Raw genomic sequence first — 15,287 nt, forward strand, 5'->3', positions numbered from 1 at the left:
ATGCCCCTGACCCTGCACGTCGATTCCGATCGATGGCGCGACCACCTCCGTTCCACGTGGAACCCCGATATCGTCCCGGTCGCCAAAGGCAACGGCTACGGGTTCGGCAACCATCGGCTGATCGCCGAGTCGCGTGCGCTCGGCGCCCGGACGGTGGCCGTCGGCACGTACTTCGAAGTCCCGCCGGACCCGCGGGAGGACGTCGTCGTCCTGACGCCGTGGCGGCCGTTCCTGGAGATGTCGCAGAGCAAGAACGTCATCCACACGGTCAGCCGGCTGGCCGACCTGGTCTCGATCCCGGCCGGTAGCCGGGTGCTGATCGAGGTCCAGACGTCGATGCGCCGGCACGGGATCGGCGCTCGCGAACTGCGCCACACCATGTTGCTGAACGCCCTGGACCGGATCCGCTTCGAGGGCTGGTCGCTGCACTTCCCGATGGGCGCCGGCGGGACGTCGGCCAACGTCCGCGAGGCCGCGCAGCTGGCCAAGCAGGCGATCGACGTCCGCCGCGGCCCGCTCTGGGTCTCGCACGTCCCGGCGCAGAAGCTCGGCGACATCGGCGAGAACGTGAAACTCCGGATGGGGACGGCGCTCTGGCTCGGCGACCGCGGCGCGCTGACGGTCCGCGCGACCGTCCTCGACGTCCACTCGGTCCGTCGCGGTGAGCGCGTCGGCTACCGCCAGCGGCGGGTCAGCGGCGACGGCCACATCCTGGTCGTCTCCGGCGGTACGGCGCACGGCGTCGGTCTGGAGGCCCCCACGGCGGCGGCCACCGTTCGCCAGCGCGCGATCGCGATGGCGAAGGGCAGCCTGGACGCCGCGGGGATGGCCTTGTCACCGTTCACGATCGACGGAAAGCAGCGCTGGTTCGCGGAGCCGCCGCACATGCAGGCCAGCATGCTCTTCCTGCCGTCCTCGGTGGCGCCGCCGGCCGTCGGCGACACGATCGGCGTCGACGTCCGCTTCACCACCACCTCGTTCGACCGCGTCTCGATGGACTGACTAACGCCCGAGGAGTACGTCGATGCGGTCGCCGGCCGCATCGGCGTCCCGGATCACCTTGGCGGTGTCGACGCCCACCAGGCGACCGTCGCGTTTGACGGCGACACCGTCGACGAAGACCCACGCGACGTTGGCGGGCTGGGCGTTGAAGACGAGCTGGCTGACCCAGTTGCCGTTCGGGGCGAAGTTGAGGGCCTGCGGATCGATGATCTGCAGGTCCGCCTTCTTACCCGGCGTCAGCGAGCCGATCTCCTTGTCGATACCGAGCGCCTCGGCGCCGCCGAGGGTGGCCATCCGCAGGACGTCGGCGGGCTGCGGGTAGCGCGTCGGGTCCATCGCGGTGGCGCGCTGCAGGCCGACCGCGGCGCGCATGTCGTTGAACATGTCGGTCGTGTCGTTGGTCCCGCCGTCGATACCGAGCCCGACCTTGATCCCGCGCGACGCCATCTCCGGCAGCCGGATGACGCCCGAGGCCAACCGCATGTTCGACAGCGGGTTGTGCGCGACCCGGATGTCGTTGGCGGCCAGCTCGTCGAGCTCCGCGTCGGTCATCTGGACGGCGTGGTTCATCAGCAGGCCGGGCCGGATGGCGCCGACCTTGCGCAGCGCCTCCATCTGGCCGGTGGCCGGGTCGCTCTTCGACTCGTGGACGTGCACGTTCAGCGCGACGCCGAGCTCCTTGGCCAGGTTCTCCGCGGCCTCGGTGCTGGCGAGGTTCTCCATCGTCGGGTGCTGGCCGATCTGCAGATGCGCCAGCGGGTTCCGGTCGATGACCTCCTTCTTCACCCGGCGGATCTCGTTGAGCGTGGCCGGATTGGTGTTGGCCGAGTAGGAGAAGAAGAAGCGCAGTTTCGAGTCCGCGAGGGCCTTCAGGCTGCCGTTCGCGAAGTCGGCGGAGAAGCTGTGCGACCAGTCGGTCGTGGTGGTGATGCCGGTGCCGATCGCGTCCAGCGCGGAGAGCCGGGTGCCGGCGTACCCCTCGGCGTACGCCGGTTTGTTGCCGTACAGCGGGAGCACGCACTCGGCGAGCCAGCCGTTCAGCTCCTTGTCGGTCGCGCAACCGCGGATCAGCGACTGCCAGGTGTGCGTGTGCAGGTCGACGAAACCGGGCATCACGATCTTGCCGCGGCCGTCGACCACCCGCGCACCGGCCGTGCCGGGCAGGTTCTTGCCGACCGCGGTGATGGTGTTCTTGGTCATCAGGACGTCGGCGTCCTTCAGGAGGCCGAGTGCGCCCTGGCCGACGGCCGGGTCCATCGTGAGGACCATAGACGCGTCGCGGATCAGCACCTTCGCGGTGCCGTCGTAACCGGTGCTGTCGAGCTGCTCGGTCGCGGTCAGCTGGTTGGCGCCCAGGGGCACGGCGAGACCGGCCACCAAGGTGAAACCAACAGCGAGAGCGCGGCGCCTGGTGAACATGGCGGAACCTCGATCGGGTTGGGGAAAAGGGTCCCGAACCTAACTCCCGGCAGTGTCACCAGCGGACTTCTTGACCTCAGGTGCACCTGAGGTTGCACCTTGGGTCCATGGACGCTCAGGAGTCGTCGGTCGAGGTCACCGACCCGGAGAAGTCCGCCGACCTGCCCGATGCCGACGGGTCGGTGGACAGCTATCACGCGCACCGGCTGTTTCATCAGCTCGAGGACCCGGTCCCGACGGTCGCCGAGGCCTATCGCGTACTGCGCCCCGGCGGCCGCTTCACCGCCCGCGGCCCGGACTTCGGGTTCCTCCTGATGGACAGCTCCGACCAGGACCTGACGGACGTCGTCCTGCTCGGCCTGGAGTCGCGATCGGTGGCGCCCCGCGCCATGCGCACGCTGCGGGACCTCCTTCTGGACGCCGGATTCCGGGACGTCGAGGTGGTCGTCGACAGCGCGGTCGTGACCGATCACGCCGTCCTCGCGGAGCGACTGATCACGGCCGCCGACGCCGCCGTCCAGAAGGCGCTGATCACCCGGGCGGACGCCGACGGCTGGCTGGCCGAGCAAGCCAAGCGCGGCCGGCATGACCGGTTCCTCGCAATCCTGCCGACCTTGGTGGTCAGCGCGCTCAGATGAGCAGGCTGACCACGATCGAGGGCAGGCCCATGCCGAGGTAGGCGATCACGAAGAACGTCGCCAGCACGCCCGCGCGGGACGTCGGCTCGGCGGCGATCACCACCTCGGCGACCGCGCTCTTGAACAGCAGCCCGGCCCCGGCGCCGGCGAGCGTCGCCGCGATCAGCAGCAACCACAGCGCCGGGAATGCCAGCGCCACGCCGGTCAGGATCAGGCCGATCGGGAACAGCGTCGAGCCGAGCCGCAGGATTCGGTCCCGTGGCACGCGGGCGAGCGCCAGCTGCGCGACCGCCGAGGCCGCGAACACCACGAACGGCGCCAGCGCGGCGACGAAGTACGACGTCACGCCGAGCTCGCGGCGGACCACGATCACCCCGAGCGAGGAGAACAGGCCCATCACCGCGAAGGCCGTCGCGCCGGTCAGAGCTGCCATCGCGAACGCCCGCTGCTGCCCGTCGCGCAGCGCGAAGCGAACCGGCGGATCCTGCTCGGCCAGCTCGGTGTCCACGGTCTCCGGGCTCGAGAGCACGAGCGCGAGCAGCCCGATCATGAGTACGCCGAGGACGACGTACGGCGTCCGCAGCGGGGACGGCGCCCACTGGCCCAGCGCACCTGCGATCAGCGGCCCGAGGGCAAGCCCTCCGAGGTTGGACGCCGTCGCGACCAGCGCTGGGAAGGTGGACGACGCATCCGGCCGGGCCTCCCGGTAGAGGTCGGTCAGATAGGTGGTCGCCGTACAGGCCATCAGACCGATCGCGACGCCGGTCAGCACCCGGCCGAGCAGCAGGGCCGGCAGCTGCGGCCAGATCGCGAGGATCGCGTCCGCCAGGATGCCGATCAGGAGTGCCGGCACGATGATGCGGCGCCGGCCAAGGCGGTCGGACAGGTGCCCGAAGATCCGCAGGCTGATCCCGGCGCCGAGCACCATCACCGCGAAGGCGATCGTCACGGTGGTCGGCCCGAAGTGGTCGCGGGCCTGGTAGAGCGGCCAGAGCGGCGTCGGCGCGGTGCCGAACGCCATCAGGGCGACGAAGGCCGCGGCAACGAACCAGAAGCCGGTCAGATGCCGGGTGCTGGTCGGCGGCGGCGCGGTGATGGTCATCGGAAACCTCTCGTAGTTGAGTTCTCATCCATGTGAACTCACATGAGGCATCGCGCGGTAGTAGCTTTACTGGGACTGCTTCAGATATTTTTCATCTCCGGGAGAGATAGATGGAGTTGCGGCACCTCCGGCATTTCGTCGCGCTCGCCGAGGAGCGCAGCTTTACAGCGGCCGCGCAGCGGGAGCACATCGTCCAGTCCGGGTTGTCGACCTCGATCCGGGCGCTGGAGAAGGACGTCGGCGCCCTGCTGTTCGTCCGCGGCACCCGGCCGGTCCGGTTGACCGCCGAGGGTCAGGCGCTGGTTCCGTCTGCCCGGCGGACGCTTGAGGCGGCGACCGCGGCCCGGCAGACGGTCCAGGAGGTACACGGCGTGCTGGCCGGGCGGCTGCGCATCGGCGCGCTGCAGAGCACCGGCCACACGCTGCCGTTCGCGAACTGGCTGGCCGAGTTCTCCCTCGCGCACCCGCGGGTGGAGATCGCGGTCCGCTTCACGGCTGCTTCGACGATGGTCGAGCAGGTGATCGACGGCGGTCTGGACATCGCGATGGTGGCGTTGATCGAGGACGATCCGGCCGGCCTGGACGTCGTTCCGCTGCTGACCGAGCCACTGATGCTGGCGTGCCCGGCGGGGCATCCGTTGGCCGGGGCCGACGCCGTCCGGCTCGAGGAGTTGGTCGGGGAGCGGTTCGTCGAGACGCCACCGGAATGGTCGATCCGCACGGTCATCGACGACGCGTTCCGCGCGGCCGGGATCCAGCGGCAGATCGCGGTCGAGGTGAACGAGTGGAGTATGGCGCTCGACCTGATCGCCGCCGGCGCCGGAGTCGCACTCGTCCCGGAAGGGCTGGACTTCGGGCTGCACCCGCGATCGACCGACACCGTCCAGCTGGTGCCGCTCATCGGCGTCCAGCTGGATCGGCGCGTCGATCTGGTGTTGCCGAGCGGGCATGCGGCGACGCCAGCCGCCCGCCGGTTCGCCGAACTCGTGCGAGCTAAGGTTTGAGCTTCCAACGGACAGTGGGCAACAGTGCGCTGGGATCGACCCGATCCTTGTTCAAGGCAACAATGTCGAACATCGACTCGATCAGCGTGTCGGACAACAGATGCGGCTGCAGGCCCAGCTCGACCAGACCGGTGTGCTTGACGTTGTAGTAGTGCTCGGCCTGCTCGACCCGCGGGTTCTCCAGGTGGTCGACCTGGACCGGGCCGGGGAACGCCGCCGCGACCAGCTCGGCGAGCCGGCTGACCGAATAGCTCTCGGTCATCTGGTTGAAGACCCGGAACTCACCTTGTTCCGCAGGGTTTTCCACCGCCAGCCGGATGCACTCGACCGTGTCCCGGATGTCGAGGAACCCACGGGTCTGGCCGCCGCTGCCGTACACGGTGAGCGGCTCGCCGAGCACAGCCTGAATGACGAAGCGGTTGAGCACGGTACCGAAGACGGCGTCGTAGTCGAACCGGGTCGCGAGCCGCGGGTCCTGCACGGTCTGCTCGGTCTGCTGCCCGTACACCACGCCCTGGTTGAGATCCGTGACGCGCAGCCCCCAGATCCGGCAGCCGAACTCGAGGTTGTGCGAGTCGTGCACCTTGCTCAGGTGGTAGAACGAGCCCGGCTTCTTCGGGTACAGCATCCGATCGGTGCGCCCGTTGTGGGTGACCTCGAGCCAGCCCTCTTCGATATCGATATTCGGTGTCCCGTACTCGCCCATCGTGCCCAGCTTGACGATGTGCACATCGGGGTTCGTCTCGGCGACGGCGTACATCAGGTTGAGCGTGCCGATCACGTTGTTCTGCTGGGTGTAGACGGCGTGCGCCCGGTCGATCATCGAGTACGGCGCGGCCCGCTGCTCGGCGAAGTGCACGATCGCCTCCGGCCGGAACTCGGCCAGCACCCGGTGCACGAAGTCAGCGTCGAGCAGATCGCCGAGGTACGGCGTGATCACCTGGCCGGAAAGCTCTTGCCAGGCGGCCACCCGGGTCTCCAGGTCCTCGATCGGGACCAGGCTCTGGACGCCGAGCTCACGGTCGTAACCGCGCCGGGCCAGGTTGTCGAGAACGGCGAGCTCGTGGCCGCGATCCGACAGATGTAAGGCGGTCGGCCACCCTAGGTAACCGTCACCGCCCAGGACGAGTACGCGCACGACTCGGCCGCCTTCCCTCGGGAACTGCTGACACCTACTGTCCTATCCCGGGGACCCGCTCCTTGAACCGGGAACGGGCTGGCAATTGGCTGAGAATTCGCTCCGTCGCGGCCCAGGTGCACAATGGCTGGGTGTTCCGAGAACGATGGTTGCTGTGGGCGAAGTACTCGGCATCCTCCGTAATCTCCACCGCGGTGAGTCAGGTCGCGTTCGCGATCTGTTACTGGTTCGGTCTGTTGCCGTTACTGGCCACCGTCATCGCGTGGGTGGCCGGCGGGATCCCGAACTACGTCCTCAGCCGGCGCTGGGCCTGGGGCCGCCGCGGCCAGATGTTGCCGTACGCAATCATCGTGGTCGGTAACGCGGCCATCGCCGCGCTGGTCACCAGCCTCACTGATCACGCTGCGCAAGCATGGATCGACTCCCGGTTCTGGCAGACGATGGTGGTCAGCGGCTCCTACTTCGCCACCTTCGCGGCGTTGTTCGTGGTCAAGTTCTGGTTGTTCGACCGCTGGGTGTTCGCCGACCCCGCGCCCGCACGTACTCCCGTAGCCAGCTAGTCAGCATCACCCGCGCATAGTTGGCGCCGTACACCAGGCCGGGGCCCTTCTTGCTGACCCCGTCACCCCTGCGGCGCATGGTCATCGGCAGCTCGACCACTCTGGCCTTTCGCGCCAGCACTCCGATCAGTAGCTCCGACGACTGGTACTGCGGCTCCCGCAGCGTCACCGAAGTCGCCAGCTCGGCCCGCATCGCCCGGAAGCCGAATGACGTGTCGGTCAGCCGCTGCCTGGTCAGCACGGACGCCAGTACGGCGAACACCCGGACGCCGAGCCACCGCAGCCGACTGTCTGCGTCCTCGCTGCCCAGCCTGCGCGATCCGGTGACGAAGTCCGCCTCGTTGTCGAGGATCGGCCGGAGCAGCGTTTCCAGCTCGTCGTTGTCGTACTGCCCGTCCGCGTCGGTCGTGACGACGTACTGCGCTCCGCCCGCCGCGGCCACATGGTAGCCGAGCCGCAGCGCCGCGCCCTGCCCGCGGTTGGTAGTCGCCTCGCAAACAAACGCTCCAGCTTGCTTAGCGACCGCTGCGGTGTCGTCGGTGGAGCCGTCGACCACAACGAGGACGTCGACCGGTAGCCCGGCACAGGTTTTTGGCATGCTGCGCAGTACTGGGCCGATCCCGTCCGCTTCGTTGTAGGCGGCAATCACGACGACCACCGGAGCGAACTGCGCGCTGATGGCCGCTTCGGCGTCCACCTCGTCGGGGTAGTCGGCCAGGGGTTGCACCTTGCCGAAGATGGCTCGTAGGCCGATCGCGGCGGCCAGCGGGAACAGCACCAACCCGGGGAGCTGGTACCGCCAGGAGAACTCGAAGGCCGCCGAGCCCAGCAGCAGGATCACACCGGTCGCAGCGGGCAGGAACGCGGCCGCGCGAAGCCCTCGCCCGAGCGCTGCACCGGCCAGCGCGATCAGCACACAGAGCCCCAGCAGTAGACCCGACGTGTAGCCGCCGTGCAGCTGGTACGCCCGGAGCACGGCTGCTGGGCCGCGGACGACCTGCGGCTCCTGACCGCCCCACTCGACCGCGGCCTTGGCGGTGTTGGGGTCCTGGAGGTTCGGGTAGGTCAGCTGGAACTGCCAGCGCTCCAGCGGTACGTCGTCGGGCGAGGTGGTCCTGGTCGGCGCGAAGCCCTTGGTGAAGTCCTTGAGCGCCGCCCAGGTGACGTCGAGTGGCTGGTGGCGGATGACGAGCCGGGCGAACTCGCTCGCCAGCTCCCGCTTCGTCGTACCGGGCGGGAGCGGGCCTGGCCAGTTCGGGTCGCCGTAGCGGTTGTGGGCGTACTGGTCGACGCCGAGGCGTTGGCCTAGTGGCTCCTTCGGGCAGAAGAGCTTGGTGCCCTCGTTCAGCGGCAGCTTGGCGCAGTCCGCAACCACAGCGGTCCGGCCGTAGAGCACCTGGTTCTCAGCGCCGGTGAAACCCCAACGGCCGGTTTCGGCGTGGAAGTACGTCACGTACGCGGCGACCACCAGACCGAAGCCGGCAACCACGGCCAGCACCTGTCGGCGGGCAACCAGCAGCAGGTAGAGCACTGCGGCGACGATGAGGGTCAGACCGATCGCTCTGACCGCGAAGGCCGCGCCGATGAGCAGCCCGGCGGCAGCCGCCAGCTTCCAGCCCGGTGCGCCCCAGCCGAGCAACAGCCACAGCACACCGACGAGCAGAACATCGAACAGCGTCTCCGCCATCACGTTCTGCTCGATCTGCACCTGGTAGGCGTCCAGTAGCAGCGGTGCGGCAGCGAGCGCGGCCAGCCAGCGGTAGACGCCCAACCGCCGGGCCAGTGCATAGATGGCGACGCCGAGCAGCAGGCCGACGACGTGCTGGACGATGACGACGAGCGTCGTACCGCCGAGAGCGACCAGCGGCCGCAGCACGATCGAGTAGCCGATCGGGTTGAGCTGGACCGGGCTGAGCGGCTCCATGTTGGTCAGGTACTGCACGGAGTCCGTGTAGATGATCCCCGGCTGGTAGGCGATCGTCGCGAGCACGCGCAGCGCCGTCCCCAGCAGGAGGAGGACGGCGAGCAGCCAGTGCCGCCTCAGGTGTGCTGGAAGTACTGCCATGTCCGCGCGAGCCCGTCCTCGAGCGACACCGTCGGGGCGTAGCCGAGGTCGTTGGTGATGTCGACGATCACTGCAGGCATCTCACCGGCCGGCGCCTCGATGTGCTCGACCGGGAGCGCCTGCCCGGTCGCCGTCCGGACCGCCTCGACCAGCTCCAGAACAGACACCGACCGGCCGGAGCCGATGATCGCGCGTCCGTCGTACTTGGTGTCGACCGCGCGCAGCACGCCGTCCACCACGTCGTCGATGTAGACGAGGTCGCGGCGCTGACTCCCGTCGCCGTACACCTGCACGCCGGTGCCGGCGAGCGCCGCCCGCATCATCCGCGGCACGAAGCTGTCCTTGTGCGACATGCCCGGCCCGTACACGTTCGTGAGCCGCAGCGCCGCCGTAGCCAGCCCGTAGCTCCCCGAGTACGCCGACAGCAGCATCTCGCCGGCCGCCTTCGTGGCGCCGTACGGCGTCAGCGGACGCAGCGGGAGGTCGGTGCTGATCGTCGCGGTCCCGATGTCACCCACGACCGCGTTCGTCGACGCAAGAACGAAGCTCTCCACCCCGCTCCCCCGCGACAGCTCCAGCAACACCTGCGTGATCGCCAGGTTCTGCGCGAAGGTCTGCATCGGCGCATCCACCGACCGCAACACCGACGTCAGCGCCGCCAGATGGATGACCGCATCCGGACGCGTCTCGAACGCCCCGATACACACCTCCTGGTTCGCCAGATCCCCGGTCACGACGTGCACCCCGTCGTCCCACGCCTCATCCGCCGGCTCCCGATCCACCGCAGTCACGGCGACGCCCCGCTCCCGCAGACCCCGCACCACCGCCCGCCCGATGAACCCGGCCGCGCCCGTCACCAGCACTCGCTCCGCCATATCGATCAACCTACCGGTGCCGGGCGAACCGTGAGCGAGCCGGGAACCGGCTGCGACAGGGTCTTGACCAAGAGTCGTCAAGCTAGGCAGGATCGCCCCTGAACGCGGGCTGACAACCTTGTCATCGGGGCCGCGCCATTTGTCGTGCAAGGAGCGTGGATGAAACTCCGCCGCCCACTGGGGCTCATCACGTCTGCAGCTTTGGTTGCCACAATGGTCACCAGCGTGACCGCGGCCCACGCCGTCACAACGACCGCAGAGGAGCAACCGGTGGCCACCGGTGCCTCGTTCTACACCTCGTTCGAGTCCGGGCAGCCACAGCCCGGATACACCGACACCGTCGAGACCGGCCGGGACGGCAAGCCCCGGGCGGACGGCGTCCGCGGGCCGACCCCGACCGGGATCGGCGGCAGCGAGATGGACAAGGTCACCAAGGTGACCGCGAACGGCGAGAACGCCGGGTCCGGCGAGATCGCCAGCAACGCCGCGGACGGCGACAAGTTCACCAAGTGGCTGGTCTTCGAGAAGACCGGCTGGCTGGTCTACGAGACGTCGGCGCCGGTCGTGATCAAGAAGTACGCGCTGACCTCGGCCAATGACGCCGACGGTCGCGACCCGCAGAACTGGACCATTCAGGGCTCCGCGAACGGCACCGACTGGACCGTGCTCGACACGCAGAGCGGTCAGAGCTTCGAGAACCGGTTCCAGACCAAGGAGTACAGCTTCGCGAACGAGACGGCGTACAAGTTCTTCAAGCTGGATGTCACGCTGAACCACGGCGAGAACATCGTCCAGCTCGCCGACTGGTACCTGTCCAACGGCGCGCCGCTGCCGCCGCCGGGTCCGGTCGCCGAGTCCCGGCTGGACTCCGGCCCGACGAGCGCCTACAACGCGCGGGCCAGGGTCGGTTTCACCGGCGTCAAGTCGTTCCGGTACGCCGGGCACCAGACCGCCGAGGGGCGGGGTTTCACCTGGAACAAGATCTCCGACGTCGACCTCAGGGTCGGCCGGGACACCCGGTTGTCGTACAAGATCTTCCCCGAGCACATCGAGGGCGACCTCAGCTACCCGAGCACGTACGCCGCGATCGACCTGGCGTTCTCCGACGGGACGTACCTGAGCGACCTGCGCGCAAAGGACCACCACGGCTTCGGCCTCAGCCCGCGCGGCCAGGGCGACGCCAAGGGCCTGTCCACCAACCAGTGGAACAACATCGAGGCCGACCTCGGCAAGGTCGCGGCCGGTAAGACGATCAAGCGGATCCTGATCGGCTACGACAAGCCGACCGGGCCGGCCGACTTCCGCGGCTGGGTCGACGACATCCGGATCGCCGCCGCGGTCAACCCGGACCACGCCGCCCAGAAGACCGCGGCCAAGCACCCGTCCGACCTCGCGCTGACCACTCGCGGCACGAACGCGACCGGCGGCTTCTCGCGCGGGAACAACTTCCCGGCGACCGCCGTCCCGCACGGCTTCAACTTCTGGACGCCGGTGACGAACGCCGGCTCCCGCTCCTGGCTGTACGACTACGCGAAGGGCAACAACGCCGACAACAAGCCGACGATCCAGGCGCTGTCGATCAGCCACGAGCCGAGCCCGTGGATGGGTGACCGGCAGACCTTCCAGGTGATGCCGCAGACCTCAGCGACCCCGACCGCGAGCCGGACGGCGCGCGCCTGGTCGTTCAGCCACGACAACGAGATCGCCCGTCCGTACTACTACGGCGTCGAGTTCGACAACGGGAACGCCGCCGAGATCGCGCCGACCGACCACGCCGCGATGCTGCGGTTCAGCTTCCCGAAGGGCGGCGCGTCGCTGGTCTTCGACAACGCGACCAACGAGGGCGGCCTGACACTCGACCCGGAGACCGGTGTCGTCACCGGCTTCAGCGATGTGAAGAGCGGGCTGTCCACCGGCGCCGGCCGGCTGTTCGTGTACGGCGTCGTCGATCAGAAGGTCGTTGCCTCCGGCAAGCTCTCGAACGGCGGCGGCGCCAATGTCGGCGGGTACTTCGGGTTCGACCCGAAGGTGACGCAGGTCCAGCTGCGGCTGGCGACCTCGCTGATCAGCACCGCGCAGGCGCAGCAGAACCTCGAGCTGGAGCTCCCGGCCGGGTCGAAGTTCGGCCGGGTGAAGGACGCGGCCCAGGCGCTGTGGGACGCGAAGCTGCGCACGATCGAGGTCGAGGGCGCGACGGCCGACCAGCTGACCACGCTGTACTCGAACCTCTACCGCCTGTTCCTCTACCCGAACAACGGCTCCGAGAACACCGGCACGAAGTCCAAGCCGGTGATCACCTACGCGTCGCCGACCTCGCCGAAGGTCGGCGCGGACACCCCGACCGAGACCGGCTCGAAGATCGTCGCCGGTCAGACCTATGTGAACAACGGATTCTGGGACACCTATCGCACGGTGTGGCCGGCGTACTCGCTGTTCTCGCAGGACACCGCGGCCGACCTGGTCAACGGGTTCGTCCAGCAGTACAAGGACGGCGGCTGGATCTCCCGCTGGTCGTCCCCGGGCTACGCGAACCTGATGGTCGGCACGTCGTCCGACGTGGCCTTCGCGGACGCGTACCTGAAGGGCATCAAGGGCATCGACGTCCAAGCCATGTACGACGCCGCGGTCAAGAACGCGTCCGTCGTCCCGCCGTCGCAGAACGTCGGCCGGAAGGGGATGGACCTGTCCACCTTCCACGGCTACACCGCGAACAGCACCGGTGAGGGCTTCAGCTGGTCGATGGACGGCTACATCAACGACTACGGCATCGCGAACCTGTCGAAGGCGCTGTACGTGAAGGCGAAGAAGAACGACCCGCGCAAACAGGAGTACCTGGACAACTACAAGTACTTCCTGAACCGGGCCCGCAACTACGTCACGCTCTACGACCCGACGGTCGGCTTCTTCCAGGGCAAGAACCCGGACGGCTCCTGGGGCACTTCGCCGAACCTGTTCGACCCGCGCGACTGGGGTCACGACTACACCGAGACCAACGCCTGGAACATGGCCTTCTCGACCCCGCAGGACGGCGCCGGCCTGGCCGCGATCTACGGCGGCCGCGACGGCCTGGCGAAGAAACTCGACGAATTCTTCTCGACGCCGGAGGACGCCCTGCACCCGGGCGGCTACGGCGGCACGATCCACGAGATGCTCGAGGCCCGCGACGTCCGGATGGGCCAGTACGGGCACAGCAACCAGCCCTCGCACCACATCGCCTACATGTACGACTTCGCGGGTCAGCCGTGGAAGACGCAGGAGAAGGTGCGCGAGGTGCTGAACCGGCTCTACCTCGGCTCGGAGATCGGGCAGGGGTACCCGGGTGACGAGGACAACGGCGAGATGTCGGCCTGGTACCTGTTCAGCATGCTCGGCTTCTACCCGCTGCAGGTGGGCTCGCCGTCGTACGCGATCGGCGCGCCGCTGTTCACCAAGGCGACCGTCCGGCTGCCGAACGGCAAAAAGCTGGTCGTGAACGCACCGGGTAACAGCGCGAAGAACCTGTACGTCAAGGGCGTCCGGGTGAACGGCAAGAAGTGGACCTCCACGAACCTGCCGCACGACCTGATCGCGAGCGGCGGCCGGATCGACTTCGAGATGACGGACCGCCCGTCGAGCTGGGGCACCGGCCGCAAGGACGCGCCGCCGTCCCTGACCACCCCCGGCGAGGACCCGAGCACCTGGCGGGACTCCACCTCGGACGACGGCGCCGTCGTCGCCTCGGGCACCACGGACGTCTCCGCGCTGACCGACAACGACACCAAGACGCAGGTCACGCTGACCGGCGCCAAGCCCACCGTCACGGTCGCTCTTCAGCAGGGCCGCCCGGTCGGTATGTACACCCTGACCAACGGCGCGACCGGTACGGCGCCGTCCAGCTGGGTGCTCGAAGGGTCGAACGACGGCGCCACCTGGTCGACCGTCGACAAGCGGACCGGGGTGACCTGGCCGTGGACGTCGTACACCCGGTCGTTCGCCATCGCATCGCCGAAGGCGTACACGCAGTACCGGCTGGTCCTGACCGGCGGCACCGACGGCGTGACCCTGTCCGAGCTCGAACTGCTCGGCACGCTGAAGGGCGTCGAGACCGGCACCCACCCGAGTGACAGGCGAGCCGCAGCGGCCCGCCCGACCCCGACCCCGTCGCAGTCGATCGACCGCAACTACGGCTGAGCGAACTCGCCGGCTCCTGCCCTACCCCCGGTAGCGGCAGGAGCCGGCGAACTTCAGCAGGGTCGCCTCGTCCCATCCGAGCGTGGTCGCGTCGTTGGTCACGACGATGACGCGCGCACCGGTTGTGCTCTGCCGGACGAACACCTCGCGCAGCCCGTCACTCTTCGGGCCGGGGGTGATCACGGCGTCCTTACTGCCGGCCTTGACGTGCGGCAGCTCGGTCCACGGGACGCCGAATTTGTCCGGCACCAAGCCGTTCCCTTCGTCCCGCATCATCGCCCAGCGCAGCGTGATCTTGTCGTCGTTGTACTGCTGGTGCGACTTGGGCAGCTTGGGATCGTACAGCTGGATCTGCTCGTACTCGCCGCCGACAAGCAGCTTGGCGGTCCAGCCGAAGGGGACCACATTGCAGGTGAGCCCGCCCGGGAAGTTTGTCGTCTGTACCGCCAACGGCACGTAGGACTTCGCACCGGTCGGCCGGTTCGTCGGTTCGGTCGTCGGTTGGCTCGTCGTGCCGACGACCTCCGGGAGGGTGTTCGCGGTCGGGCCGCCGGGGAACACCGCCCAGGCGATGCCGATCACGACGGCGGTAGCCACGGCGCCAGCGCCGATCCCGGCGACCCGGCGGCGGCGGACGGCGCGCCGGCCGCGATCGAGGTCGGCGGTCAGATCGGTGTCGGTGACGGCCGGCTCCGCACCCGCCGCATCGTCGAGGAGAAACTTGAGGTCGGTCATCGCAGGCTCTCCAGGGTCTCGAGGGAGTCGTGCAGGAGATCGCGCATCGTCGCGAGCGCTCGGGATGTCTGGGACTTGACCGTGCCCTCGGTACAGCCCATCAGCTCGGCGGTGGTCCGGACGTCGAAGTCCCGGAAGTAGCGCAGTACGACGACGGCGTGCTGCCGCCGGGGCAATTTGCCGAGGGCGTCCAGCACGGTGAGCCGCTCGGCCGGATCGGCTCCGCTCGGCGGGGCGGCGTCGTACATGTGCTCGGTCGACGACTCCCGCCGGCGCCACATCCGCCGTCGCTCGTCCAGGAACGCGTTGATCAGGATGCGGTCGGCGTACCGCTCCGCACCCTCCTCGCGGCGCACCTTCGCCCAGTGCACGTAGAGCCGGGTCAACGCGACCTGCACCAGGTCCTCAGCCCAGTGTGCGTCCCCCGACGCCAGTAGCCGCGCCGTCCGGAGCATCCGGCCCCGGTGCGCGGTCACGTACTCGAGGAACTCCGTTTCGCGATCGCTCACGGTCTGCCCTCCCTGTCGGTGATTTCACCCTGCATCTACTGGGTGCGGACACCTGGAGGTTGCAAACGAA

Annotated in this window: 12 protein-coding genes; 5 read left to right on the plus strand and 7 right to left on the minus strand. The window is 68.6% G+C overall.

What is annotated here, in order from left to right:
* Entirely contained in the window at nt 1-1,002 is a 1,002-nt protein-coding gene (locus HPO96_RS15975; protein WP_171674228.1) for an alanine racemase, read from the plus strand.
* Here HPO96_RS15975 and HPO96_RS15980 read toward each other — a convergent pair whose 3' ends face one another.
* A complete protein-coding gene (locus tag HPO96_RS15980; protein WP_171674229.1) occupies nt 1,003-2,421 on the minus strand; it encodes an amidohydrolase family protein in 1,419 nt (472 codons plus the stop codon).
* 107 nt (nt 2,422-2,528) lie between these two features.
* Between HPO96_RS15980 and HPO96_RS15985 the strand changes: the two genes are divergently transcribed.
* Complete coding sequence (locus tag HPO96_RS15985) at nt 2,529-3,059, plus strand: methyltransferase domain-containing protein (protein ID WP_171674230.1); 531 nt, start codon at nt 2,529-2,531, stop codon at nt 3,057-3,059.
* On the opposite strand, the gene HPO96_RS15990 is transcribed toward HPO96_RS15985, so the two are convergent.
* Nucleotides 3,052-4,161, minus strand: a complete 1,110-nt coding sequence (locus HPO96_RS15990) for an MFS transporter (protein ID WP_171674231.1) — start codon at nt 4,159-4,161, stop codon at nt 3,052-3,054. The two genes, HPO96_RS15985 and HPO96_RS15990, sit on opposite strands and share 8 nt — an antisense overlap.
* A 110-nt stretch (nt 4,162-4,271) precedes the next feature.
* On the opposite strand from HPO96_RS15990, the gene HPO96_RS15995 reads away from it, so the two are divergent.
* On the plus strand, nt 4,272-5,165 hold the full coding sequence (locus tag HPO96_RS15995) for a LysR family transcriptional regulator (RefSeq protein ID WP_171674232.1): 894 nt from the start codon (nt 4,272-4,274) through the stop codon (nt 5,163-5,165).
* Here the strand turns inward: HPO96_RS15995 and HPO96_RS16000 are convergent.
* Entirely contained in the window at nt 5,155-6,303 is a 1,149-nt protein-coding gene (locus HPO96_RS16000) for an NAD-dependent epimerase/dehydratase family protein (RefSeq protein WP_171674233.1), read from the minus strand. The genes HPO96_RS15995 and HPO96_RS16000 overlap by 11 nt on opposite strands.
* Nucleotides 6,304-6,434: 131 nt before the next feature.
* On the opposite strand from HPO96_RS16000, the gene HPO96_RS16005 reads away from it, so the two are divergent.
* Nucleotides 6,435-6,863 carry a GtrA family protein gene (locus HPO96_RS16005; RefSeq protein WP_171674234.1) on the plus strand — a complete coding sequence of 143 codons (429 nt, stop codon included), beginning with the start codon at nt 6,435-6,437 and terminating at the stop codon, nt 6,861-6,863.
* Here the strand turns inward: HPO96_RS16005 and HPO96_RS16010 are convergent.
* Both HPO96_RS16010 and HPO96_RS16015 read right to left on the minus strand, forming a co-directional pair.
* Nucleotides 6,793-8,928 carry a glycosyltransferase family 2 protein gene (locus tag HPO96_RS16010; protein WP_171674235.1) on the minus strand — a complete coding sequence of 712 codons (2,136 nt, stop codon included), beginning with the start codon at nt 8,926-8,928 and terminating at the stop codon, nt 6,793-6,795. The two genes, HPO96_RS16005 and HPO96_RS16010, sit on opposite strands and share 71 nt — an antisense overlap.
* Entirely contained in the window at nt 8,904-9,803 is a 900-nt protein-coding gene (locus HPO96_RS16015) for an NAD-dependent epimerase/dehydratase family protein (RefSeq protein WP_171674236.1), read from the minus strand. Before HPO96_RS16015 ends, HPO96_RS16010 begins: the two co-directional genes overlap by 25 nt.
* A 270-nt stretch (nt 9,804-10,073) precedes the next feature.
* Between HPO96_RS16015 and HPO96_RS16020 the strand changes: the two genes are divergently transcribed.
* Nucleotides 10,074-13,973 (plus strand): GH92 family glycosyl hydrolase, encoded by a 3,900-nt coding sequence (locus HPO96_RS16020; RefSeq protein ID WP_337796656.1) that lies wholly within the window; start codon nt 10,074-10,076, stop codon nt 13,971-13,973.
* 21 nt (nt 13,974-13,994) lie between these two features.
* Here the strand turns inward: HPO96_RS16020 and HPO96_RS16025 are convergent, their stop codons facing one another.
* Together HPO96_RS16025 and HPO96_RS16030 are read right to left on the minus strand one after the other, a co-directional pair.
* A complete protein-coding gene (locus HPO96_RS16025) occupies nt 13,995-14,708 on the minus strand; it encodes a hypothetical protein (protein ID WP_171674238.1) in 714 nt (237 codons plus the stop codon).
* The gene (locus HPO96_RS16030; protein ID WP_171674239.1) at nt 14,705-15,217 is read right to left on the minus strand and encodes a SigE family RNA polymerase sigma factor; all 513 of its coding nucleotides are present in this window, start codon (nt 15,215-15,217) and stop codon (nt 14,705-14,707) included. Before HPO96_RS16030 ends, HPO96_RS16025 begins: the two co-directional genes overlap by 4 nt.
* Nucleotides 15,218-15,287: the final 70 nt, after the last annotated feature.

This window comes from Kribbella sandramycini (assembly GCF_013131805.1).
GTDB lineage: Bacteria > Actinomycetota > Actinomycetes > Propionibacteriales > Kribbellaceae > Kribbella > Kribbella sandramycini.